This window comes from Prevotella aff. ruminicola Tc2-24 (genome assembly GCF_900110895.1).
Classification (GTDB): Bacteria; Bacteroidota; Bacteroidia; order Bacteroidales; family Bacteroidaceae; genus Prevotella.
Genome location: NZ_FOIQ01000003.1, coordinates 231,554 through 255,033 on the forward strand (window position 1 = coordinate 231,554; position 23,480 = coordinate 255,033).

Sequence of the window (23,480 nt, forward strand, 5' to 3'; positions counted from 1 at the left end):
AACACGAAAAAGCATCCTATCGTGTGAGCGAGAATTTTAACGACAGTCCGAAGTCACGCGTCGTCGTAGGATAACTGTTGCTTGAGAGTAAAGGAGTGTTTGTCTGCTGATCGTAATAAGCCGTCAGGGTGAGTAAACGAGAGAGCGTATAGTCAGCCATAAAAGACAACTTGAAAGCTGTGTTTCCGCTCGAGGCCGATGACACACCGGATGCAATATCACGGGTGATAGATGCTTGCCGGCGGTATGAAAGGTCTAAACGCAGATTCAGGTCATGGTTCACACCGGATTTGCCGGATGATCCAGAATATCCGACCTTCCCCGATTTACCAGATGCCGACTGTGCCCGCTTGACTTTACGGTTACCTGCAGCACCATAAAGATTAAAATCCTGAATCTTATAGCCCATCCCAACAACCCAGTCACGACTGAGTGCCTCATTGAGTTGAATACTTGTCATCGAGAGACTAAGTACACGACTCGTACGATACTCCAACTTCGCCGTGAGATTATTTTGAAACGTAGCATCGACACCGAGCAATGGTGAAAATGCTTCGTTTATGCTGACGGTAGAAACGTTGTACATCGACGACGGCTGTTGCATGCCCGTCACTTGATCTGTGATAAAACCTAATCCGTCCATATACTCCTGCCACGAACTGTATGACGCATAACTGCCTACACTATAAACACTCTTATATGCATGACTGAGAGTGAGGCTCTTCAGATAGTCGCGCACCCACGGAAGTTTTGAGAGTCCCGAGTAATGCATGGTCCAGTTCGGCAACAGACGCATCAGCGAAGGAAAGACAGCAAGCGACTTCCCGGCCCCCATCGTATAGGCGGAAAGGAAGGCCGGCACCATCACATCAGCGCTATAAGGATTGACATCAGCAAACGTGTGCGGTGCACCGTCGTACAGTTGCTGCACACGTTGTTGAAAATCGTCAACAAGCGTGCGGAAACGGTCGAAAGTTGCCGATCGATAACCGCTGTTTGCGTTACCTATACCGGCTAACGCCCCCTTGAACGATATCGTTGTCATATTGAACGTTCCGCTATAGGTTGTCGGTGTCCCTGCATACATATATTGGATGCTTCTCGCCCTATTGTCGGTACGTGAGGCATGAAGGTCAATCCGCAAGTCTCGGAGCGGTTCTAGAACTGCTCTCAGTTGCAAGTCACTGGAGCTGTTAACGGTTGCCGGTGTTGCCACGCTGTCGTTCATCAGCAACCAATCGTTCCTCATCGCCTTATCGAGATAGCCATCGCCCATCACACCGAAGGCAAAATCGAGACCAGGCGACATCACATTATCGGCCCTTTGACCGAACATATCACCTACATTGGGCAGAAAGCCCGGTAATAGCATTGCATACTGATGACGGTAGTTAACACTGACAGAACGAACCATCATCAATACACGGGCCGCGCTTTGGGCAGACTTATACCACCACTTGTTCTCCGATGTAGGCTTTGCAGAAATCGTAATCTTCAAAGATATGGTGTCAAGACTTTTTATCACAATCCTATTAGGATCAATGGTCTTATATCGGAGATTATAGAGACGACCGTCCTTCGTCCGAGCCGTCACTACAATCCGTCTAGAGTTTCTGTTATGAGCCACAGTGAGCGTTGTATCGGAGCGAAGAGTGATTTCACGCTGATAAGTGTTCCGAGAGTCTTCGAGAGAGGCCAGCTCGGCATGATCACCATAGTCACCGTCGTTTTCTGTTTTTTTATTTCTTCTGGATAACTTAGGCTTTTCTGGACTTCTGGGATTCCTGACACCGGTCTTCCTGAATCGCTCATTGACCCTTTTCAGGAATGGTATATGATTATAGAGCGTCTCCATGTTAAAAGAACCATTGATGTTTAGGTTACGGTTACTGGAGATGGTATTACCCAAACTCGTACCGTCATCCAGTTCCGTACCTCTCACCCATGAATAACGCGCATGATAGGAAGCGTCGGCATTCACCCAATCAAAGAGCGGCAATTTGTTCAGTGGCAATTGATAGCTTGCACTGACTTGCTGCTGATAGTCGAGTGGCGTACCCCAGTTGCGGATGCTCCGTCGTACAGAGTCTTTCCATGCAGTATAGTGGTCTGGATAGAGGTCTTTGTTGACGGGTGTATACGGTTCCTCTATCTGCGCACGAGTAGCCGACTGGAAATTGAAATGCAGGTTCTTCGTAAAATCCCAACGTAAGGAGAAGTCACGGTTCCACAGGAACTGCTCGGAGAACGTCAATGGAAGACGCTGCCGATCCAGACTCTCCATGTCACGCTCCTGCAATTCGTAATAGTTCCTGGTAATCTCGGAGTTGAAGGCAATACTCTGCGGCAGATAGTTGATGCCAAATGCCTTTGGAAAGTTCAGCCACTTTGATTTTCCTTTCAAGTGTTTGAATGGTTCCCAAGTTTTATATACAGGAGAGTAATTGTAGTTTAGTGCGCTACGCCACTGGTCCTCTTTCTCGTAGACGGTCGTCTCGCCCGACGTATAACGGTGAGAATGACTGTAACTAAACGAGAAATTGGCTGGATCATAGGGCATCGGATGACGTTTCGTTCGTAGTCCCCAGCGAAAATTCGAAAGTGCAAAGTTACTGTTTGTAGTCTTTGTGACAGCAATGTTCTCAATACTGTCTCGCTCACGACGATCAGCTGCTGCATCAAGGGCGTCGCTGAGGCGCATATCGGAATCTAAAGGATTGTAACGCGGTCTTACCTCTTCCTTTGTCACGGAGTAATAAAGCGGTGCACTGACCTTCGCCTTCTCAGGGAAGAACTTACCTAGTTCCAATGATGTTGTCACACTGTATTCTTTCTGCGTATCGGTAGACCGTTGTGTCACCCCCTCCTCCAGTCCTCCGAAGCCGTCGCCGATATAACGGCCCATCATATTCACAGTACCGAAGTCAGAGAGTTGCACATTCATCGTTCCTGAGGCCGCCCATCCACCATCGTTGTTCGTTTCGGATAGGCGAAGTTCGTTAACCCATACCTCTCCTGACTTCACATCACCGGAAATATTTCGCACACCGATCATCATCACCTTCACCTCACCAAGCGACGGGTTACCAAGCACACTAACCTTATTACCGGGACGATCGGGGTCATAGACAGAAAAGGGATGACTATAGGAGGCTGTACCTTGCGATCTCGACAGATTACGCTGCTTTTTCAGTTGAGTAAAGAGATGAAGACTAATATCGAGCATATTCGTTTCGGGCCATACTTGTCGACGGTCGGCAGTAGAATATTTGCTATAGTCGCTACGGTCAGGTGTGAGTTGCAATGGAATCAGATACTCATAGTAGTTGTTCCTGTAGTCACTACCAAGGCGGATGAACACAGCCAATTGATTGTCTTGCAGATTCGTGGCATCAGGCATGAGGTGATTGGCGTGAACGAACATCTGCATGCGTTTATAGTGACGCAGGTCCAAACTGGTGTTCCGATAGACTGCCTTCGACTCGCCCTGTCGCAGTTCCTTGACCACGATATCGAGTGCTTGTTCGTTGTTCTCCACAAGTTGAGGCTGTGAGGGGTCTGTCACACGACTGATACCTGGCGGCAACACATAATTCACCGGCGTCTTGTCGTTGTTCTCTTCGATATTCACAGCACTGACCTCCATGACACCTCCCTCTGCTGCCGAGGTTCCAAGACTCTGCTTATATACACGCCATTCACCGCGCACAAGATCCAACGAACCAAAACGAAGAACGATAGGTTTCTGAAAACCGGTCATAAACATTCGCATGAAACGGATGCTAGTGAAACCACTAATTGACCCCACCTTACGCTCGTATGCCGTCAAAGGAATACGGAACTGATACCAGTTAACACTCGTCGTATCGCCATTGCGTAACTTCACACTACTAGTACGCATGTCTGTGATAAAACAGTCGGCAGACGCCACACCGTGACGGTAAGCATCTAGAATTTCCGGACTGATACGCACCTTGTACTGATAATAACGTTCGTACTCATTGAGTGTATAGTCTTGATTTATATCCTCTACGTCCGGCCCCGTCTTATAACTGGTGTCGTACGACTCTGTTTGCTCATCAGTATCGGGAGAATTTCCCTGTGGGTTGTTGATTCGTTTGTAACGGTCGAGAATAGTCTTCCGTTCCTTGTCGAAGTCGGAGCCCCGGAAATAATGATAGTCATCGCCAGCAGGGTCGTTGCGCCACGCCTCACGGATACTGTCGTTAGTGATTATCCCACTCACGGCATCTATCCACTCTTTGTAAGCTCCATACGAGCGTTCCTCGTCATTATTTAGTCCATTGAAACCCACATCCTGTAATCGTCGCGAGCCGGTTGTCGTAGCGAAGGCATAGGTCTGCGTTGCCTGAACAGGCACCTTTCCCCATTGGGTGGTGTTGTACGAATTACTTCCGTCGACGGGCATGCCACTCTCATAGAACTTCTTACCGTCGCGGAGCACGTCCTCACTCACCTCACCGAGATTGAAGTAGAGATCGCCACTGTAATCGGATTCATTGCCCTGCTGCCGGGTGTAGATAAAGGGGTCGAGCATCCAAAACTCGATATACTCGATATTTGCCTGTTCGAAGTCGTTAGTGTCGAGTCTGCGCATCATACCACCCCATTTCGTCTCGGGCTGTCGCATAGAACCGTCACTGTTCAGATCGCGTGTCAGGTTATAGGGACCGCGTTCCTGTGGATAATAGGCGAGATTCAGCACGGGTAGCGTTGATGTTGCCCCATTATAAGTGCTCTGATCACGGTTAGGATAAAGTTCCTTCACATATACCTCACGCACATAATGATTGGATAGCTGCTCAAGATCACTCTTGATATGTCCTGGCGTAAGCGTCGATGAACGACGGGTAAATATCGGATCAACGTTATACCAAGCTAACAGTGCACGGTTCATACCACTAGTTACTCCCGTCTTGTCAACACTTTCCGGAAACATCGTCGGGACACTAGAGAGTGTCCATTGTTTCGGACTACTCACGTCGATATAGTTCTTCGTATTCTCGAAATCGTCGATATACGAGGCATTATCCTGTGTGCCACCTGCCGTTCCTGTGACGAGTTGTGCGAACTCGCCGGTGAAAGAGATATGCGATGGTTCCTTAACATGTAAGAACGGTATCTTATTGAGAACAGAAGTAAGCCACTGCGACTCCTGCTTCCAGTTGACACTCAATCCCCAGAGTGTGTTTTTCAGCGGTTCCTCACCCATCGCTACTTTCGAGATGAGTGCTTGTTCGGAGAGATGCATCAGTGTACCTCCAATCTGGAAGTTCCTAGAGAAATCGTATTCCCAATTCACACCCATCATCGTCTTCCGCTGCATGCCGTAATCAGTATTCGACTCCAGCGACACATTGACGTTTGTTCCTGCATCGATGATACTCTGGTTCAGGATCGTCACCTCACCAGCTGAATAGTCAACTGAATAGTCAGACCCCTCATGCAAAACGATACCACCTGCAGTGACCACGACGGAACCCTGCGGCACATTATAAGCCCCAAGAGAAATTACATTGGCGGAAGTTCCCTTATACTGTCCGGAGAGGATATACTTGTCTTTCTCTGCATTCTGTCGCGCTACCGTCTTCGTTGAGTCGTACAACTGGGAGAACACGTATTTCTCCGCATCTGCCGACGACAGTCCTTCACGGAGAAGTCGCTGACGCAGATAATCACCGAAGGGCTCTGCAGCAGGCAGGAAAACACGACCGTCGGACACGGTATAACCCTCAACGAAATCAAAATATCCATTGGCATGCGTCTTGTTGTTATTGTCCAATCGATCACAACCGAGGAGTCGCAACAAAGGAGTTCTCTTCACCTGCTGTTCTGGGATGTAGGTCAGATAGACGCCTGCCGTATCACTCTGATACTTGATATCAAGACGGAACCTGCTTTTTTCGACCGTTGAAGCGAGATAATACACGTTCCTCATCATCAGACGCCAGTTTCCCTGAGAGGGCGTAGCCGATGTATTCTTCAACGACTTCACAAACAACGCCTTTGAAGTCTCCGCAACATCACCAGCAAACTCACCCACTTGATAGGTAACCCCACCTGCCGTGAACTCATAGGCCACCGCCAGTACCTGATCTGTCTGCAAACCACCCTTCAACGACACGTAACCCAACGATTTGTTCACGGTATACTCCGAGGCAGTCAACAGACGGGCACTCGACAGTTTCTCATAGTCCACACCATTCTCAAAACCGGGGATAGCTGCCAACACGCTGTTTGTTTGATCTATATCACGGGCATCGGCATAGCTATTCACCAGTGTTGCATACTCTGTGTTTCCTGCATTACCTGGCACCGTCTGCCCGGACAGATTCCAATAGGGATTACTTACCTGTGTATTCTCTCCTAAGTCTGTCAACGCCACGATATGACGGGTATTAGCCGTCGTGCCCGTCTTGTTTGTCACCCAGATCTCCACACGGTTGATCTCAATGCCCGTCATCAGGTTCGGCAGGGTCGACATCGCCTGATCGTAATGTTCCCGGAAATAATGTGAGAGGAAGAAATGGCGGTTCTCTTCGTAGTCGGACGCATCCAGTTCAAAAGCCGTTGTCTGCGTACCACCTCTCGACGATACACTTTTCGTCGACGATTTCTTTTGCGAAAGTACCGTCTGTAACTTCAGTCTACCAAACTGCAAATCGGTACGCACGCCAAAAAGACTGCTCGCTCCCTTCACCAACGAGTTGTTCGACGGGAAAGTGACATTACCAGCCTCCACTAACTTGATGATTTCATCCTCCTTACCCTCATATTTCAGTTTCAGATTCTGAGTGTCGAAGTCGAATGTCGCATCAGTGTTATAGTTCAAGTTCATGTTCACCTTGTCTCCCACCATACCATTCACACTCAGATTGATCTTCTCATCGAAATCAAAGCTTGTTGTCTTACGGTTACGGATAGGTAGCGATGGATTATCGATATTCTTCATCGTCGCACCGAACTTCAGTTCTGCCGTTCCCTGTGTCTTGATGCGTACACCACCTGGACCGAAAATCTTCTCTGCCGGACCAAGGTCGAAATGCATGTCAGAAAACAAGAACTTATCCTTCCCGCCATTCGCCACGTTTTCCGTGTTTTTCTTTCGGAAAAACTGACGGAGTGCCCTCTGTTCTACCCACTTCTGATATTCTGCCGGCGTCATCAGTATAGGAGCCGTCAGATAAGAGTCACCCAACTTTGAACCGATATAATAGACATTAGCCGAGTCATCATACTCGACTGTTTGACGGATATTGTCAGGCCATTTTAAATCGAGGGCCGACGAATCGAGATCGTGCACCAACATGGGGGCCGTGCATTGTATGCGCCACCGCGCACGCAACGAGTCTTTTTGCGCATGCGCACATGCGCACGCGAGAACCAATCCCATGACAATTCCTATAATCCGTCTCATTAATAATGTTTGCAGCGGACAACAGGACTTCAAAAGGCCCCTATATAATAGCCCTCAAGTCCTGCCGTCAGTTTCAGAATGATTCCCCGAACTTACTTGATCATCTTCAATGCCTGCTTCACAACCTGCTCCACAGGAGCATTGGGCTGTTCCTGCATGATGGCGACAACCACCTTCTGACTCGGTGCCGGGGCAAAACCCAACATCGTGAGTGCACTCACAGCCTCGTCCTTCACCTGACTATTTACCGGTGCAGACACCTGTCCACCCACAGGAATTTCCTCTGCTATGCCCAATGCGACAATCTTATCTCTCAGGTCGACGATGATACGCTGGGCCGTTTTCAGACCGATGCCCTTGATACCCTTAATCAATCGTTCATTATTGGTTGAGATTGCATTGCATAGTTCACTGACACTCAGCGACGAGAGAATCATCCGGGCCGTGTTAGCACCCACCCCACTTACCGAAATGAGTAATAGGAACATCTCTCTTTCTTTCTTGTTCACAAAGCCATAAAGTTGATGGGCATCCTCCCTAATAGCCTCATAGACATAGAGTTTCACATCCTTCTTTCCCGTTCCGTCTGCTCGTAACCCTTGGATGGCGCTGAACGTATTCAACGAGATGTTCAGTCCATAGCCGATTCCGGCAGCCTCCACCGTCGCCAACGCGGGAGTCAGTTCTGTCAGTTCTCCTTTGATATACTCAATCATAGTTCTTACAGTTTTTCATTTTCACCATTCATAAAACGCACAATACTTACAATTTATTGTATTTCGTGTCAGAAACCTTATCAATTATCACAAAAAGAAAGATTTTAGATATTTTTCCCGTCGTTTTGTCACGTATCTCAGTAAAAAAGTGTACTTTTGCCGCTCGATAGCAATGCCTTCGCCTTGCCCGCGAAGAACAGCAGTGATGGAACAACCAACAAAAGACATAAAAAAGATTATGAAGAAAATCAGAGCAGCCGTCGTGGGTTACGGCAACATCGGACAGTATGCCCTCCAGGCACTGGAGACAGCTCCCGACTTCGAGGTAGCAGGTATCGTACGTCGTAACGGTGCGGAGAACAAGCCTGCAGAACTGGCAGACTATGAAGTAGTGAAGGACATCCGCGAACTGAAGGATGTCGATGTAGCCATCCTTGCCACCCCTACTCGCAGTTGTGAGGAGTATGCGAATCAGATTCTTCCTCTTGGCATCAACACCGTCGATTCTTTCGACATTCACACGAACATCCGCGGATACCGCGAGCGTCTGATGAAGCTCAACAAAGAGACCAACACTGTCAGTGTCATCGCTGCCGGATGGGATCCAGGCTCCGACTCTATCGTGCGCACCCTCATGCAGAGTCTTGCGCCAAAGGGACTCAGCTACACGAACTTTGGTCCTGGTATGTCCATGGGACACAGCGTCTGCGTCCGCTCGAAGAAAGGCGTGAAGAATGCGCTATCAATGACTATCCCTCTCGGTGAGGGTATCCATCGTCGTATGGTATATGTTGAACTGGAAGAAGGCGCAAAACTGGAAGATGTGTCTAAAGATATCAAAGCTGATCCCTACTTCGCTTCCGACGAGACTCATGTGTTCCAAGTTGAGAGCGTCGACGATGTACGCGACATGGGGCATGGTGTAAACCTTGTACGCAAGGGTGTCAGCGGTAAGACACAGAACCAGCGTCTGGAATTCAATATGAGCATCAACAATCCTGCCCTTACCGGTCAGGTGCTTGTCAACGTGGCCCGTGCTTCCGTACGCCTGCAGCCCGGATGCTATACCATGGTTGAGATTCCAGTCATTGACATGCTCCCCGGCGACCGTGCTGATCTTATCGAACACTTAGTATAAACAGACACAGAAGTACAGAGACACAGAGGAAATAACAAAAACTCTGTCCTCTCTGTATTTCTATGTTGAATAGAATGAAATGAATATAGCAATCTTTGTATCAGGCGGCGGGACTAACTGCGAAAACCTGATTAATTATTTTGCTGACAACGAGAGCGTTCATACCGCTCTCGTTGTCAGCAATAAGCATGATGCCTATGCATTAGCAAGAGCAGAGCGTCTCGGCGTTCCCACAGCCGTTGCCCCCAAGGCCGATCTCCACAACCCAGACGTGATGTTACCTTTGCTTCAGAAATACGATATCAGTTTCATCGTACTGGCAGGATGGCTACCGCTCATTCCTGATTTTCTCATCGACGCCTATCCGCATAGGATTATCAACCTACACCCCGCCCTATTGCCCAAGTATGGCGGGAAGGGTATGTGGGGACATCATGTCCACGAGGCCGTAAAGGCTGCAGGAGAAACCGAAACAGGCATGACTGTCCATTGGGTAACCCCTGTCTGCGATGCAGGAGAGATTATCGCTCAATACAAGGTTGCCCTCTCCCCCAACGACACCGTTGACGACATCGCTGAGAAAGAACACCAACTGGAAATGCAATATTTCCCCAAGGTTGTTGAAGATATACTGAAAAGTCTCTAAATATTGAAGTCCGTTACTGCTCTGTAACGGACTTCAATATTTCCCCAAGGGTTGGATGAATGTGCACCATGTCGGTAAGTTCGTCGACCGTGGTGTTCTTGCACATGAGTACCGATGCCTCTTGGACGATATCAGCAGCATGAGCACCATAAGCATGACAACCAAGGATAAGACCTCCTCCCCGCCCCTCCATAGAAGGGGAGACAAAGAGTTTAAGCATCCCCTCTGTCTCGCCCATCGCAAGAGCCTTACCGTTGGCACGCCAGAACGCCTTCTGGCAGGTATATGCAACACCTTGTTCCTTAAGTTGATCCTCGGTAGGCCCCACGCAGGCGGCCTCTGGTTCGGTAAAGATGGCAGCGGGCATGATATCGAAGCGGATACCGTCTTTCTTGTCTAAAATATGATTGACAGCATGGATAGCCTGCATCTCCGCGGCATGAGCAAGCATCTGTCGACCATTCACATCACCGATAGCATAGAGAGGACTTCTCTCGGCTCCTCTCAACGCTACACAGAAATTATCATCGACGGGAATGGCACCATTGGGGGCAAGAGTGATGCCAAGGGCTTCCAGATTTAGGCCCTCAGTTCGAGGCTTGCGGCCCGTAGCCATTAGGATGACATCTGCCGCTATGCGTACTTGCTGTCCCTTCTTGTCTTCAAACACCACCTCTTCATCCACAATCTGTTTCACGGCACACTGCATATGGAAAGTTATGCCACGCTTCTCCAAAGTCTTACGCAGACGCTTCGCTATATCACCATCAAGGGCAGGAAGACATTCCTTCAGATACTCAATGACGGTAACCTCAGAACCATAACGCTGAAACACTGAAGCGAACTCCATACCAATGACTCCGGCACCAATGACACAGAGACGTTTGGGGAGGATGCCGAGCCGGAGCAAACCTGTAGAGTCGACAACTCTGGGACTGTCTGCACCAACAATAGATAGCCATTTTGTTTCGGATCCTGTGGCGATAATGATGTAATCAGCAATAACCAAATCACCGTCTCCATAACGAACAGTATGAGCATCGACAAAAGAGACTTTCTCACGGACAAGAGTAATATTCGGATGCGAAAGGATACCCTCCACCCCTTGGCGGAGTTGAGACACCACCTGAACCATACGTTCACGGGCCTCATCAAACGAGGTACTATGAACAAAGGTCTTCGTGGGGATACAGCCAACATTAAGACAGGTACCCCCAACCTCTCCAACCTCGAAAATCGTCACCTTCAGTCCCCGTTTGGCCGCATACTCGGCAGCCTTGTAACCACCCGGTCCTGCGCCAATAACGATCAAATCTGTCTTTTTCATCACACATTGAACATTAGGCTTCTGACTTGAGTTGACGATAGGTCACAACAGGATGTTTAGCAGCGAGCACATCGTCAGCCCTTCCAATAGGTGTTGTATGAGGAGCAGATTTCACCTTCTCGGGACTGACTTTCGCCTCCTCTGCTATCTTGCGCATCACGGCAATGAAGCCATCGAGTGTTTCACGCGACTCGTTCTCTGTCGGCTCAATCATCAGGCTCTCATGGAAAAGCAACGGAAAATAGATTGTCGGAGCATGATAGCCGTAGTCGAGCAGACGTTTCGCCACATCCATCGTTGTCACACCTGTCGTCTTATCCTTCAGACCATCGAACACGAATTCATGACAACACACTGTATCGATGGGCAACTCGTAGACATCCTTCAGACACGCCTTGATATAGTTGGCATTCAGTGTGGCCAACGGTCCCACCTCCTTTACATGTTCACGACCTAAGGAAAGGATATAGGCATACGCACGCATCATAACGCCAAAGTTGCCATGATAAGGCGACACAAAGGGGAAGAATGACTGCAAGCCCTCACGAACACCAACCGGACCACTACCAGGTCCACCGCCACCATGAGGAGTAGAGAATGTCTTATGCAGATTAACATGCATCACGTCGAACCCCATATCACCGGGACGACATGCGCCCAACATCGGATTCAAATTTGCCCCATCGTAGTACATCAGACCACCACAGTCGTGTATAAGTCTGGCAATCTCCGGGATACGCGTCTCGAAGAGGCCAAGGGTATTAGGATTCGTCATCATCATTGCAGCAATCTCCGTGCCCTGCTCAGCAACAATACGCTGCAAATCCTCAAAGTCGACCGTTCCATCTGCCCGCGAGCTCACCTCGACGATCTCCAGTCCGCAGACCGCCGCCGAAGCAGGGTTCGTCCCATGAGCACTATCGGGCACAATGACCTTCTTCCTATCGAAATCACCTCGCGAACGGTGATAGTTATCAATCGTCATCAGTCCCGTCAGTTCACCATGTGCCCCCGCATAGGGCTTGAAAGTGAAATGAGCCATACCTGTGAGTTCACAGAGCGAGCGCTCCAGCAGACTGACGATGGCCTGTGCACCACGCGTAGTCTCCGTGGGCTGTTCAGGATGTATGTTCTGGAACTGCGGCTGTGCGGCTATCTCCTCATTGATTTTCGGGTTATACTTCATCGTACAGGAGCCGAGAGGATAGAAGCCTGTGTCTACACCAAAGTTATTGTTTGAGAGGTTCGTATAGTGACGAACCACAGTCAACTCATCACACTCAGGCAGCGCCGCTTCCTTTTGACGACAGAGTTCCTTTGGAATCGTACAGGTCCCGTAATTATTTTTAGGTAGAGAGAAGCCCTTTCGACCTGCCTTTGATAGTTCAAAGATCAAATTGCCATATAACTTATTATTCATAATCGTATCATCTGAATCCTTGGCATATGCTTGTCCCTTTTCATGGGGTATCAAATAACCATTGCCTAGACTATTAATTTCACGAGGTTGTCAATCTCTTCTTTCGTACGTTTTTCCGTAACGGCAAAAAGCAGTCCGTCTTTCAGACGCACACCACCAAGGACACCTGCTTCTATAAAACGCTGATAGAGGGTGTCAACATCACCGTCGTACTTCACATAGAACTCATTGAAGAAAGGCTGGTCATAGATCAATTCAAAACGTCCCGTCTTCAACAGTTCGTCACAGAGATAGTGTGCACCGGCATAGGATAATTCCGCTGCTTCCTTCAGACCCTGACGCCCCATCAGCGACATATAGATCGTCACGAAGAGAGCCATCAGACTCTGGTTGGAACAGATATTCGAGGTGGCCTTTTGCCGCCTGATATGCTGCTCGCGCGCCTGCAATGTCAGCACAAAAGCACGCTGTCCTCGATCATCTTGTGTCATGCCGACAATACGTCCAGGCATCTTCCGGATGAGTTTCTCCTTACAACACATATAACCCACATAAGGACCACCGAACAACATTGGGATGCCCAACGATTGTCCGTCACCGACAGCAATGTCGGCGTCCCACTCTCCCGGAGTTTTCAATACGGCGAGATCAGCAGCAATACTATCGACGATAAAGAGTGCTTTCTGCTCATGGCAGGCATCGGCAATCCCCGAGAAATCCTCGACAATACCATAGACGTTTGGCTGCTGTACGATAACACCTGCCACTCCATCGAGAGTCGAAAGTTGGGAGAAGAGGACAGACCGGTCGGTAACACCGTTCTTCGCGGGAATCGTCACTAGTTCGATGCCTTGATGCAAAGCATATGTGTCAAGCACCTCGCGCGTCTTGGGGTTCAGAGTAGCCGACACCAGCACCTTGTCCATTTTCTTTCCCGCTGCCACGGCCATCATCATAGCCTCTGCACAAGCAGTCGTCCCGTCATACATCGAGGCATTCGATACCTCCATACCTGTTAGTTCGGCCATCATCGACTGATACTCGAAGATATAATGGAGCGTACCCTGCGAGATCTCCGCTTGATACGGGGTATAGGAGGTCAGAAATTCCGAGCGCTGCAACAAACCAGATATCACCGAAGGGGTATAGTGATCATACACGCCGAAGCCGGCAAAGCATGTCAGTTGTCTGTTCTGTGAGCCCAACTGTCCGAAGAGCTGTCGCACCTCCATCTCACTCATCGCAGTCGGAATCCGATAGTCGTCCTTGAAACGGATACTTTCGGGTATTTGGGCGTATAGCGCATCTAGCGACGCCACGCCCACCTTCGACAACATCGTCTGAAGATCGTCCTCCGTATGTGGAAAATACTTATAGTCCATATTATTTCTGGCAGAATGCATCGTAGGCCTTGGCGTCCATCAGTTTATCCAAATCGGCCTTGTCGCTGAGTTCTACTTTGATGATCCAGTTCTCAAAAGCATCCTCATTGATGAGTTCGGGCTGATCATCGAGCATCTCGTTCACCTCTACGACGGTACCACTCACAGGCGAAATCAGATCACTAGCTGCCTTCACACTCTCCACGGCACCAAACTCCTCTCCGGCCGTTACCTCATCGTCCACATCGGGCATATCAACATACACCACATTACCTAGCGCATTCTGGGCATAGTCTGTAATACCAATGAATCCGAAATCGCCTTCTACTCTTACAAATTCGTGTGACTCCGAGTAGTAGAGTCCTTCAATTACCTTTGCCATAATATATATTTCCTTATTACTTTTTATACTTTTTCTGATAGAACAATTTCTTCACTACCTTACCAGCAAACACCTTCTTACGGATCTGGATCTGTACCTCGGTATCGAGTTTCGCATAGGCCGCATCGACGAGCGCCATGCACACACTCTTGTCGGTGGAAAGAGTGTGATAACCCGTTGTCACCTCACCAATAGGATCGCCGTTCATGTTCAACACGGGGTATCCATGACGGGGTATCGCCTTATCGAAGAGTTCAATACCCACAAGCTTCTTAGCAGACCCATCGTTCTTCTGCTTCAACAAGGCCTCCTTTCCGATGAATGTCGGTTTCTCAAATTTCACGAACATCGTCAAACCGGCCATCACAGGGGTGATCTCCTCCGACAACTCGTCACCATAGAGCGGCAAGCCTGCCTCAAAACGCAGTGTGTCACGACAACCAAGACCACAGGCCTGGACACCAGCAGCAATGAGTTTGTCCCAACAGTCACGGATATAGTCGTGCGAGGCATATATCTCAAAACCGTCTTCTCCCGTATAACCTGTTCGTGATATGATAAGACTTTCCTCTGTCCCTTCCTTGTGAGGGAATGAAACTTGAATCGTCTTGCACGTGTAGAATGTCAGTTCTGCACACGATAAGCCTAAGACTGTCTCTACAATATGCTCGGACTCTGGTCCCTGAACGGCTATCTGACCATAAAAGTCAGAACGGTTTTGCAGGTCGATGTCAAAACCAGTTGCATGCTCTTGCATCCACGCCCAGTCTTTGTCGATGTTCGCTGCATTGACCACCAGGAAGAAGTCGTTCTCACCCATCTTATACACCAAGAGGTCATCGACAGTACCGCCGTTTTCGTAGCACATCATCCCATATAGTATCTTACCTATTGGAATGTCTGTCACACTGTTGGTGAAAATGTAGTTCACATAGCGCTCGGCATCCTTGCCCCGCACAACGACCTCCCCCATATGGGATACATCAAAGAGTCCAACATGCTCACGAACAGCCATATGCTCTGGTGCGATACCGGCGTACTGATAAAGCAGAGGCATGTCGAAACCTCCGAACGACACCATTGTCGCGCCCAACGACACGTGCTTATCATACAAACAGGTTCGTTTCTCCTTCCTTTCCAGTTCTTGTTTTATTCCCATTGTTTCTTTGGTTTTTAGTTAATCGGTGGTCTTTCTATCCACCTGTTGCGATCATCTGTTCTATCATTTTCACGTCTGTCGGGGTGAGCATCAATTCGCCTTGACAGAGCGTCCCACGAATAAGCGTCTTCAACTCTTCGAGCGTCAACGAAGTATGATCCTTCAACAGCGTAATACGTTGGCGCACACTTTCAATACCTTTCTTCTCAAGCTTCTCTGGTCCCGGCGTGATGGCGTTCAACATGTGTTCCATCTTGGTATCGTACAGCATCGTACTGTGGACGATAATTCTGCCACTAAGGTGATAACAGGCAGTGCCACACACCTTACGATCACCGATCATAATATCGTTATGACTAGTACCTGTGGCCTTGACACCTGCCTTGTGGAGCACCAATAGAATCATGTTTACAAACTGGTTGAACGCAAAACCAACATTCTCGCCCGATGTAACGTACGACAGCATCAGGTTGTCCATATCGGCATACACACAGCCTCCTCCACTTTTGCGATGAACCACTTGGATGGCATGTTCCCGACAATAGTCGAGGTTAACCTCATTCTCCAACACCTGATTACGACCATAAATAACGGTTGGTTCAACTTGCCACATGAAGAAACACTCGGACTCGTTGACATGACGCGCCACATACTCTTCCATCGCCAAATAGAACGACAGAGGGTAGGTCTCCTCAGACGGTAAGGTGATATATTTCATGTTTTAGGCTGATCGTTTTATGATCTTTCTGCAAAAATATGAAGTTTTTATGTACTATCCAAATCTTTTAGCATTTATTTTTTTAGATTGTAGAAGTTAGGATTTTACACGAATACTTGCGTATAAAAGTATAAAAAAGGTTAAATACCACATCTCTTATGCAAGGTTTCCGGCTCTGCAGTGGTTAGAGTAGAAAAATCATTCTACAAATCGACAAACGAAAATGAAAAAGGTTCTATTTTATCTATTGGGCACATTGGTGCTCATACTTTGCAGCTGTTCGTCGGGCGACAGTTTTCTGGCACAGATGGGACAGACATCGCTCAGAAACGTATGGCACAGCGACTGCCAATACCATACGCTTACGCGTAATACGATCCCAGAGCCTACTCGGCTGAGACTCACCTACCACGAGGATACTCAGTCGATATCAGGCGAGTACCTCGACTACCGCGTGAACTGCGCCTACACCGACGCCGGCATGAAGATCGAGGTGAAAGACAACGGCACCATCCTACTGAACCCTTGGGTCGAAACGGATAACACGGCCAACTGTATCTGCAATGTGAACATCTACTTCACCATCGAGAACATCACGGCGCAGCGCTTCCGCCTGGTGCTGAACCAGTGCACAGCTGTCATCATGGATGAGGACGGCACGACCCACGAGGAGACGTGGACCGACTACGACGGCTTCGTGTCGTTCAAGGAGAGGAACACCATCCTGATTACCCCGTCTGGAGAATAAAAAAGACTGTTCTTACGGCCCATCGTCATCGTGATGACGATGGGCGCTCTGTGCAGCTATGGTGACGAGTGGATACACAGGATCAGTGAGCCATGCTCAGTATTCGGTCTTGTCGTCTTTTTCCTGCCAGAGGCGGAAGGTGCGGAGGGCTTCGTCGCGCAGCAGAGGAATAATGGGGACGGTGCGTTTAGCGAGAGGCTTGTCAAGTTCCTCGTAGATGAAGTCGTCGGCGAAATCGATGTCTCGGGCGTCTTTTCGGGTGTTACCATAGAAGATACGACTGATACGGGCCCAGTAGATGGCACCGAGACACATCGGACAAGGCTCACACGAGGTATAGATGGTGCAGCCAGTGAGATCGAAGGTGCCTAGCTTGCGACAGGCCTCACGGATGGTGTTCACCTCGGCATGAGCAGTAGGATCCTGATCGATGGTCACGCTATTGCTGCTACCGGCGATGATCTCACCGTCTTTCACGATGACGGCTCCGAAGGGACCGCCACCACGTAGCACGCTCTCGTCGGCCAGTCGGATGGCCTCACGCATGAAATGTTTGTCTTTATCTGTGATTTGTTTCATCGTATGGTCGGGTTATTTGGATTCTGGAAGATAGCCTGACTGCAGGAAGCGGAGCTCGGCCTCGAGCATCTCAAGTTTCGGCATACGGTAACCTGCCTCACAGGCGATCTCGATAGGACGACTATAGATATAATGGATCTCCATCTGCCGATGGAAATCGTAGTCAAGTTTCATCGATGGAGAATATGGTGTCATGTTGTCGGTCATCTCAATCATCTTGTCGACAAAAGTATCATCGAGGGCTTCGACGCCGAGGTGACGAGCGGCCCCCACGACTTCCATCATCAGGTCGCGAATGAGTCGACGGGTGGCCGGCTGTTTCAGCAGCAGGTCGGTCTGAGTATTCAACGCGACGGTCATACCGTTGAACGGCATATTCCACACGGCTTTTTTCCAACGCGCCTCCTGATAGTCGACGGCACCAGCCTCAACACCAGCGGCATTGAAGTCGTCAAGCAACTGTTGGAACAAGTGTTCATCACGGCAGGAAAAATTGCCGAAGTTAATCTGTCCGTAACACTGGTGACTCACACGTCCGGGCTCGGTTTTGGCCGAACAAATAAACGCCAGTCCGGCAGCAAGCTGCAAATCCGGGAAGAGTTGCTGCAGATCGGACTCGACACCGATACCGTTTTGTATCAGGACAACCAGCGTATGGAGATGGAGCAACGGCCGGAGCATCTCAGGCAGAAGATGGTTGTTGGTCGACTTCAGACATACAAGCACGACATCGCAGGGTGGCATCTCGGTCGTGGTATGATAAGCGTTCACATGGTCTATATGGAAGGAACCGTCACAAGAGTCAATCTGCAAACCGTTCTTTTTGACATAGTCATAGTCGCTATGGAACAGGAAATGAACGTCTTGTCCGCTCTTGGCCAGTTTCCCGCCATAATAGCCGCCAATGGCACCTGTTCCTATAATTCCGTATTTCATATCCTCAAAATGCTAAAATAATATCTGCATGCAAAATTAATGATTTTTTTTGTATCTTTGATAAAAAAAGCATATCTTTGCACAAAAATACTGAAGATTAAGTGGACAAAAACGAATTTACACTACTCAACAAGATACAATCCCCAGAAGATCTGCGCAAGCTATCCGTAGACGAGCTACCTTTGGTGTGCAAGGAACTGAGACAAGACATCGTGGAAGAGTTGTCGGTAAACCCCGGTCATCTGGCTTCCAGTCTGGGCGTAGCAGAGATTACCGTAGCACTACATTATGTTTATGATACACCCGACGACCGTATCGTATGGGATGTAGGTCATCAGGCCTACGGGCATAAAATCCTGACCGGTCGTCGTGAGCAGTTCTGCACGAACCGCAAGTTGGGTGGCCTCAAGCCCTTCCCTTCACCCACGGAAAGCGAGTACGACACATTTGCCTGCGGACATGCCAGCAACTCCGTTTCTGCGGCGCTGGGTATGGCCGTCGCTGCCAAGTTGGAGCATAACAACAAGCGCCATGTGGTGGCTGTCATCGGCGATGGTGCCATGAGTGGAGGTTTGGCCTTCGAGGGACTGAACAATGTGTCATCATCGCCCAATGACCTGCTGATCATCCTCAACGATAACAACATGTCTATCGATCGCTCTGTGGGCGGCATGAAACAATATCTGATTGGTCTCAGCACAAATGAGACCTATAATGCCATTCGTTTTAAGGCTGCGCGCTGGCTGCACGGCAGAGGTATGCTCAGTGAGGACCGTCGCAAAGGTCTCATCCGTCTGACGAATGCCATGAAAAGCGCCATCTCGCATCAGCAGAACGTTTTTGAAGGCATGAACATCCGTTACTTCGGTCCCTTCGACGGTCACGACATAAAAGAGTTGGTACGTATCCTCCGTCAGATGAAGGATATGAAAGGGCCGAAGCTGTTGCACCTGCATACACAGAAAGGACACGGCTATGCACCGGCCGAGAAGGATGTCACCACCTGGCATGCACCGGGCAAGTTCAACCCAGACACTGGCGAACGCCTTGTGGACAACGATCCCAACAAACCACAGAAATATCAGGATGTGTTCGGGCATACGCTTCTGGAACTGGCCAAACAGAATCCGAAGATCGTCGGTGTGACGCCAGCCATGCCATCGGGCTGTTCAATGAATATCATGATGAAGGAGATGCCCGATCGTACCTTCGACGTAGGCATCGCTGAAGGGCATGCCGTCACGTTCTCAGGTGGTATGGCTAAAGACGGACTGTTGCCCTTCTGCAATATCTATAGCGCCTTTGCACAACGTGCATTCGACAATATCATCCACGACGTGGCACTGCTCAACCTGAACGTGGTGCTCTGCTTCGACCGCGCAGGGCTCGTAGGCGAGGACGGAGCCACCCATCATGGGGCCTTCGACCTGGCTGCCCTCAGGCCGATACCCAATCTGACCATCTCGTCGCCAATGGACGAACATGAGTTGCGCAGGTTGATGTATACCGCACAGTTGCCCGACAAGGGACCTTTCGTGATACGTTACCCAAGAGGCGGTGGTGTGCTGCAGGACTGGCGCTGCCCGTTTGAGGAAATTGCCGTAGGCACAGGTCGTAAGCTGAAAGACGGCAGCGATGTGGCCGTCCTGAGCATCGGTCCGATTGGAAATAATGTAACGGAAGCGATTAAAAGGATGCAGGAGATGGGAGACAAGAGTATGGGATCGGTCTCCGTAGCCCACTATGACATGCGTTTCCTGAAGCCTATCGACGAGCAGATCCTCGAAGAGGTGGGAAAGAAATTTCGCCGCATAGTCACTGTCGAGAATGGTACAAAGAAAGGCGGACTAGGTTCGGCTGTATTAGAGTGGATGAACGACCATGGCTATCATCCAGAGGTGATACGTCTTGGATTACCAGACGAGTTTGTAGAGCACGGAAAGGTGTCGGAACTACAAAAGATTGTTGGTCTCGACGAGGAAAGCATTATCAAGGCCATCGTCAGCTGAGGATTAAAAATCCGAGATGATATAATTACGATTTGTCATCATTAATTAGAACGATATGAAGGTTGTAATAGTCGGTGCAGGTGCCGTTGGTACTCATCTGTCGAAACTGCTGTCGCGAGAGCATCAGGACTGTGTGCTCATCGACGACAATGAGGAGAGATTGGGCGCACTCAGCGAGTATGACGTGATGACCTATAATGCATCACCCACGAGCATCAAGGTGCTGAAAGAGGCTGGAGTGCAGCATGCAGATCTCTTTGTGGGGGTTACCCCCGAGGAGACGACCAACCTGACAGCGTGCATGATTGCACATCATTTGGGTGCGAAGAAAACCGTGGCGCGTATCGATAACTACGAATACTTGAGTCCACAGAACAAGGATTTCTTTAGGAACATGGGCATCGATTCGCTCATTTACCCGGAGGTGCTGGCCGCCATCGATATCAACAACGGTCTGAAACTCTCCTGGGTGCGTCAACGCTGGGACGTACACGACGGGGCCCTCACACTACTCGGCATCAAACTGCGCGAGACGGCAGAGATACTCAACCAACCGTTGCGCGACCTCTGTGGTCCCGACGACCCTTATCATATTGTGGCTATCAAACGTGATGAGGAGACGATTATCCCTGGTGGACTTGACGAGTTGCGCGTAGGCGACCTGGCCTATTTCATGACTACACAGGAATACATTCCTTATATTCGGAAGATTGTGGGCAAGGAGCACTATGCCGACGTCAAGAACGTCATCGTGATGGGCGGTGACAAGACATCGGTCAGAGCAGCCTTGACAGCTCCCGACTATATGAACGTGAAGATCATCGAGAAAAACGCCGAGCGTTGTGAGAAACTTAATGAACTCCTTGGTGACAGTGACACGATGGTGATTCATGGTGACGGACGCGACCTCGGCCTGCTCGAGGAAGAAGGCATCCGTAATACACAGGCCTTCGTAGCTCTCACTGGCAATGCCGAGACCAATATCCTGGCCTGTCTGACGGCCAAGCGCTTGGGTGTACGTAAGACAGTGGCCATGGTAGAGAACCTTGACTACGTGAAGATGGCCGAGGAACTGGATATCGGCACGATCATCAACAAGATGACAATTGCCGCCAGTCATATCTTCCAGATGATGCTCGATGCCGACGTGAGCAACCTACGTTCGCTGATGCTCGTCGATTCAGAGGTGGCCGAGTTCATAGCCGCCGAGGGGTCAAAGGTGACTAAGAAACCTGTTAAGGACCTTGGCCTACCGTTTGGTACGACCATCGGTGGACTGGTCCGCAAGGGTGTCGGTATGCTGGTCAACGGCAACTCACAGATCGAGGCTGGCGACTCCGTCATGGTTTTCTGCCATGAAGCAAAGCTCAACAATATCGAGAAATTCTTCAAAAAGAACGCGATATGGTAAACTTCCGTATCATCAGTAAGATCATCGGCTCCCTGCTGTTTATCGAGGGATTCTTCATGGCCTGGTGTGTAGCCCTCTCGTTCTACCACCATGAGGACGACTGCTACGCCTTTGTGCTATCGATGTTACTGACATTCGGAAGTGGCTTCTTTTTCCTTTATCTCGGTCGTAATTCAGAAAATATACTCAGTCGTCGTGACGCTTACGTGGTTGTGACCGCTGCCTGGGTTGTATTCTCTTTCTATGGCATGTTCCCATTCCTCCTTCACGGTTGTATTCCTAGTGTAACCGATGCTTTCTTTGAGTCTACATCAGGTTTCACCACCACAGGAGCGACGATCCTAGACAACGTGGAGGTACTCCCACATGGCATTCTATTCTGGCGATCGTTGATGCAGTGGATAGGCGGATTAGGAATCGTATTCTTCACCATCGCCATCCTCCCCTCTCTGGTAGGCGGAAGTGTAAAGGTGTTCGCAGCAGAGGCCACCGGTCCCATCAAGGCAAAGATGCACCCGCGACTATCTACCACAGCCAAGTGGATATGGAGCATCTATCTTCTGCTCACCGTCGCATGCGGTCTGTCGTTCTTGTGTGCTGGTATGAACTGGTTCGAGGCTCTGAATTACTCCATGACGACGACGGCTACAGGCGGATTCGCCATCCATAATGAGAGTACGGAGTTCTTCCACTCACCCACCATCGACTACATATCGATCATATTCCAGTTTCTATCGGGAATCAACTTCACATTATTATATGTGAGCACCATTAAACTGAAGCCGAAATCGCTGTTCACCAACTCCGAATTCAAGTTGTATATCAGTATCGTTTTGGGAGCAACATTATGGATCATGTACCTTCTCATCAGCAGGATGGGCTATGATCTGGAGCACGCATTCCGGAGTTCTTTGTTCCAAGTCGTCTCCTTTATGACCACCACCGGTATGTTCAATGAGGATGCAGGCACATGGCCTCACATCACATGGGTCATCTTGGGTGTCGTGATGTATATGGGAGCATGTGCCGGTAGCACGAGCGGCGGTTTCAAGTGTATCAGAGGTGTGATGCTGCTGAAAGTGGTACGCAACAATTTCCGCCAGATCTTGCACCCGAACGCAGTATTGCCCGTGAAGGTCAACGGACAAAACATTCCCCAGTCGAAACTTATCGCCTTATTCGCGTTTTTCACATTGACTATTATGATGGTCATTGTCACCGCTACGATTATGATTGTGGCAGGAATAGACAACACGAATGCTATTACAATAGCCTTGAGTTGCGTCAGTAATGTCGGTCCGACCCTAGGTACACAGATCGGTCCCGTCATGTCATGGTCCATCCTTCCCGACTTCATCAAGTGGATCCTCTGTCTGCTCATGCTGATGGGTCGTTTGGAGATTATGACTGTACTGGTACTCTTCACGCGTAGCTTCTGGAAAGAAAATTGATTATATCAAAATACCATAAA

16 protein-coding genes are annotated in these 23,480 nt (G+C 49.3%); 6 read left to right on the forward strand and 10 right to left on the reverse strand.

The genetic code is table 11. From position 1 onward, the window contains the following. Positions 1-16: 16 nt before the first annotated feature. Together sprA and ruvA are read right to left on the reverse strand one after the other, a co-directional pair. The gene (gene sprA / locus BMY63_RS07295; protein WP_256218976.1) at positions 17-7,414 is read right to left on the reverse strand and encodes a T9SS outer membrane translocon Sov/SprA; all 7,398 of its coding nucleotides are present in this window, start codon (positions 7,412-7,414) and stop codon (positions 17-19) included. Positions 7,415-7,530: 116 nt separating this feature from the next. Further along, a complete protein-coding gene (gene ruvA / locus BMY63_RS07300) occupies positions 7,531-8,154 on the reverse strand; it encodes a Holliday junction branch migration protein RuvA (protein ID WP_091915680.1) in 624 nt (207 codons plus the stop codon). A gap of 238 nt (positions 8,155-8,392) precedes the next feature. Here ruvA and BMY63_RS07305 point away from each other — a divergent pair, with 238 nt between their 5' ends. Next, positions 8,393-9,292, forward strand: a complete 900-nt coding sequence (locus BMY63_RS07305; protein WP_091901600.1) for a diaminopimelate dehydrogenase — start codon at positions 8,393-8,395, stop codon at positions 9,290-9,292. A gap of 79 nt (positions 9,293-9,371) precedes the next feature. After that, a complete protein-coding gene (gene purN, locus BMY63_RS07310; RefSeq protein ID WP_091915682.1) occupies positions 9,372-9,938 on the forward strand; it encodes a phosphoribosylglycinamide formyltransferase in 567 nt (188 codons plus the stop codon). 13 nt (positions 9,939-9,951) lie between these two features. Here purN and BMY63_RS07315 read toward each other — a convergent pair whose 3' ends face one another. The 6 genes from BMY63_RS07315 to BMY63_RS07340 all read right to left on the reverse strand — a co-directional run bounded on the left by BMY63_RS07315 (position 9,952) and on the right by BMY63_RS07340 (position 16,326). Continuing rightward, positions 9,952-11,265, reverse strand: coding sequence for a dihydrolipoyl dehydrogenase family protein (locus BMY63_RS07315; protein WP_091915684.1), 1,314 nt, complete (start codon positions 11,263-11,265; stop codon positions 9,952-9,954). A gap of 13 nt (positions 11,266-11,278) precedes the next feature. After that, positions 11,279-12,685, reverse strand: coding sequence for an aminomethyl-transferring glycine dehydrogenase subunit GcvPB (gene gcvPB / locus BMY63_RS07320; protein ID WP_091901202.1), 1,407 nt, complete (start codon positions 12,683-12,685; stop codon positions 11,279-11,281). 65 nt (positions 12,686-12,750) lie between these two features. Beyond that, positions 12,751-14,067, reverse strand: coding sequence for an aminomethyl-transferring glycine dehydrogenase subunit GcvPA (gene gcvPA, locus BMY63_RS07325; protein WP_091901598.1), 1,317 nt, complete (start codon positions 14,065-14,067; stop codon positions 12,751-12,753). A gap of 1 nt (position 14,068) precedes the next feature. Further along, positions 14,069-14,449 carry a glycine cleavage system protein GcvH gene (gcvH, locus tag BMY63_RS07330; RefSeq protein ID WP_091901200.1) on the reverse strand — a complete coding sequence of 127 codons (381 nt, stop codon included), beginning with the start codon at positions 14,447-14,449 and terminating at the stop codon, positions 14,069-14,071. A gap of 16 nt (positions 14,450-14,465) precedes the next feature. Beyond that, positions 14,466-15,608: a glycine cleavage system aminomethyltransferase GcvT gene (gcvT, locus tag BMY63_RS07335; protein WP_091901198.1), complete on the reverse strand. Its 1,143-nt coding sequence runs from the start codon at positions 15,606-15,608 to the stop codon at positions 14,466-14,468. A gap of 34 nt (positions 15,609-15,642) precedes the next feature. After that, positions 15,643-16,326, reverse strand: coding sequence for a lipoate--protein ligase family protein (locus BMY63_RS07340; protein WP_091901196.1), 684 nt, complete (start codon positions 16,324-16,326; stop codon positions 15,643-15,645). A 223-nt stretch (positions 16,327-16,549) separates the two neighbouring features. On the opposite strand from BMY63_RS07340, the gene BMY63_RS07345 reads away from it, so the two are divergent. After that, positions 16,550-17,074: a hypothetical protein gene (locus tag BMY63_RS07345; protein ID WP_143065750.1), complete on the forward strand. Its 525-nt coding sequence runs from the start codon at positions 16,550-16,552 to the stop codon at positions 17,072-17,074. Between the two features lie 96 nt (positions 17,075-17,170). Here the strand turns inward: BMY63_RS07345 and BMY63_RS07350 are convergent, their stop codons facing one another. Together BMY63_RS07350 and BMY63_RS07355 are read right to left on the reverse strand one after the other, a co-directional pair. Continuing rightward, positions 17,171-17,653: a nucleoside deaminase gene (locus tag BMY63_RS07350; RefSeq protein WP_091915688.1), complete on the reverse strand. Its 483-nt coding sequence runs from the start codon at positions 17,651-17,653 to the stop codon at positions 17,171-17,173. 12 nt (positions 17,654-17,665) lie between these two features. Continuing rightward, the gene (locus tag BMY63_RS07355; RefSeq protein WP_091915690.1) at positions 17,666-18,589 is read right to left on the reverse strand and encodes a putative 2-dehydropantoate 2-reductase; all 924 of its coding nucleotides are present in this window, start codon (positions 18,587-18,589) and stop codon (positions 17,666-17,668) included. Between the two features lie 101 nt (positions 18,590-18,690). Between BMY63_RS07355 and dxs the strand changes: the two genes are divergently transcribed. From dxs to BMY63_RS07370, 3 genes are read left to right on the forward strand one after another with little or no spacing between them, the layout of a single operon-like run. Continuing rightward, positions 18,691-20,598, forward strand: a complete 1,908-nt coding sequence (gene dxs / locus BMY63_RS07360; RefSeq protein ID WP_091915692.1) for a 1-deoxy-D-xylulose-5-phosphate synthase — start codon at positions 18,691-18,693, stop codon at positions 20,596-20,598. Positions 20,599-20,653: 55 nt separating this feature from the next. Next, on the forward strand, positions 20,654-22,009 hold the full coding sequence (gene trkA / locus BMY63_RS07365) for a Trk system potassium transporter TrkA (protein WP_091915694.1): 1,356 nt from the start codon (positions 20,654-20,656) through the stop codon (positions 22,007-22,009). Continuing rightward, positions 22,003-23,460 (forward strand): TrkH family potassium uptake protein, encoded by a 1,458-nt coding sequence (locus BMY63_RS07370; protein ID WP_091915696.1) that lies wholly within the window; start codon positions 22,003-22,005, stop codon positions 23,458-23,460. The genes trkA and BMY63_RS07370 overlap by 7 nt, the downstream gene beginning before the upstream one ends. The last annotated feature ends 20 nt before the right edge of the window (positions 23,461-23,480 follow it).

Excerpts from the sequence above, each read along its gene's own strand:
- sprA (WP_256218976.1), bottom strand. The coding sequence starts at position 7,414 with ATGGGATTGGTTCTCGCGTGCGCATGTGCGCATGCGCAAAAAGACTCG.
- ruvA (WP_091915680.1), bottom strand. The coding sequence starts at position 8,154 with ATGATTGAGTATATCAAAGGAGAACTGACAGAACTGACTCCCGCGTTG.
- BMY63_RS07305 (WP_091901600.1), top strand. The coding sequence starts at position 8,393 with ATGAAGAAAATCAGAGCAGCCGTCGTGGGTTACGGCAACATCGGACAG.
- purN (WP_091915682.1), top strand. The coding sequence starts at position 9,372 with ATGAATATAGCAATCTTTGTATCAGGCGGCGGGACTAACTGCGAAAAC.
- BMY63_RS07315 (WP_091915684.1), bottom strand. The coding sequence starts at position 11,265 with ATGAAAAAGACAGATTTGATCGTTATTGGCGCAGGACCGGGTGGTTAC.
- gcvPB (WP_091901202.1), bottom strand. The coding sequence starts at position 12,685 with ATGAATAATAAGTTATATGGCAATTTGATCTTTGAACTATCAAAGGCA.
- gcvPA (WP_091901598.1), bottom strand. The coding sequence starts at position 14,067 with ATGGACTATAAGTATTTTCCACATACGGAGGACGATCTTCAGACGATG.
- gcvH (WP_091901200.1), bottom strand. The coding sequence starts at position 14,449 with ATGGCAAAGGTAATTGAAGGACTCTACTACTCGGAGTCACACGAATTT.
- gcvT (WP_091901198.1), bottom strand. The coding sequence starts at position 15,608 with ATGGGAATAAAACAAGAACTGGAAAGGAAGGAGAAACGAACCTGTTTG.
- BMY63_RS07340 (WP_091901196.1), bottom strand. The coding sequence starts at position 16,326 with ATGAAATATATCACCTTACCGTCTGAGGAGACCTACCCTCTGTCGTTC.
- BMY63_RS07345 (WP_143065750.1), top strand. The coding sequence starts at position 16,550 with ATGAAAAAGGTTCTATTTTATCTATTGGGCACATTGGTGCTCATACTT.
- BMY63_RS07350 (WP_091915688.1), bottom strand. The coding sequence starts at position 17,653 with ATGAAACAAATCACAGATAAAGACAAACATTTCATGCGTGAGGCCATC.
- BMY63_RS07355 (WP_091915690.1), bottom strand. The coding sequence starts at position 18,589 with ATGAAATACGGAATTATAGGAACAGGTGCCATTGGCGGCTATTATGGC.
- trkA (WP_091915694.1), top strand. The coding sequence starts at position 20,654 with ATGAAGGTTGTAATAGTCGGTGCAGGTGCCGTTGGTACTCATCTGTCG.
- BMY63_RS07370 (WP_091915696.1), top strand. The coding sequence starts at position 22,003 with ATGGTAAACTTCCGTATCATCAGTAAGATCATCGGCTCCCTGCTGTTT.